This is a genomic window from Pseudoxanthomonas sp. LjRoot204_2 (genome assembly GCF_056175765.1).
Map to the genome: position 1 here is coordinate 1 of NZ_JBGFFG010000683.1, position 1,212 is coordinate 1,212.

2 protein-coding genes are annotated in these 1,212 nt (G+C 69.0%); both read right to left on the minus strand.

The features are described 5' to 3' along the window. Positions 1–640, minus strand: a 640-nt coding sequence (locus AC04L7_RS19070) for a tyrosine-type recombinase/integrase (RefSeq protein ID WP_475513755.1), incomplete at its 3' end; no start/stop codon positions are given. Continuing rightward, a partial coding sequence (locus AC04L7_RS19075) for a hypothetical protein (RefSeq protein ID WP_475513756.1) occupies positions 637–1,212 on the minus strand: 576 nt, incomplete at its 5' end. The genes AC04L7_RS19070 and AC04L7_RS19075, both read right to left, overlap by 4 nt.

A 1,212-nucleotide genomic window follows, 5' to 3' on the forward strand; every position in this document is an offset into this window, starting at 1 on the left:
GTTCCAGTCCCACCACGTCGGCGTCGGTATCCGCCCCGCCCTTCGGCCGCACGTGCACGCGCCGCGCCACTAGGTCCACCCAGTGCAGACGCGGGTGGGTGTCGTCCTCCACGTCGATGCAGGCCACCTCACTGGCGCGCAGCGCGGCGTCCAGCATCAGCAGGCACATGGCGCGGTCGCGCAGGTCCAGCGGCGCCTGCGTGCCAATCGCGGCCACGACGCGCTTCAGCGGTTCCAGTTCCGGCGCCACCACGGCGCGCGGGCGGAAGGTGATGCGCACGTCCGTGGTGGGGTCGCGCAGCGCGTAACCCTCGCCGATAGCCCACTGGAACAGGCTGTGCAGGGTCATGTGCTTGCGGTGCGCGGTGCGGCGCGACCAGCCGCGTTCCTGCATGCCGGCATCGATCCAGCGATTGACCAGGCGTTCGTCCACCTGTCCGGCCAGCGCCACGCCCATGCGCAGGGCGAACACGACGAAGTGGCGCAGGTCGCTGCCGTACGCCAGCAGCGTGTTGCGTGCTGCGCCGCGAACGCGCAGGCGTTCCAGAAACAGGTCAACCATCGGCGTCAGGTGCAGCGACGACAGCGTGGTCGGCGGCGTGGGGCCAGTGCTGCGGCTTCGGAAGGCGATGACGTTCATGCGGCCACCGCCTGTTTCCCTGCGGCACGCAGTGCGTTGGCCTGCTGCTGGGCTGCTTCATACTCGCTTCCCAGGATTTCCTGCATGTGCGGTGCGAGGGTCGCGGCCGTCGCCACGTAGAGATAGTCGGCATGGTCGAAGTAGGCGATGCCGACGAACAGCAGGCATCCCCAGTCGGTCCCCATCGCCGCGTAGAGCCCCTCGTCGCCGACGTGATCGCGCGGCCGGCGCGCCTCCCAATCAACCAAGCGCCGCTTGTGGGCCTCTCGCTCTTCGGGCGTCCACGTCGTGCGCGTGGGCGGCCGGGACCGCGGGCGCTGGGCGCCATGTTCGTCGGGTGCCGTCCAGAAGGTCGTCGGCTTCGGCGGCGTGAAGATGATGCCGCCGAAGTACGTGTCGGTGATGGTGCTAAGAATCGCCGGCTTGCCGCCGAAGTCGAAGGCAAACGAGGTGGCACGATCCCGTAGAGTCCGGCGGGCTTCGCGCTGGGCGCTGATCGCGCGCAGCACGTCAGGATGGTTGGTCTTGTAGTAGCGGACGGCCTGCATGGTCAGCCCTCCGCCTTCGACAAC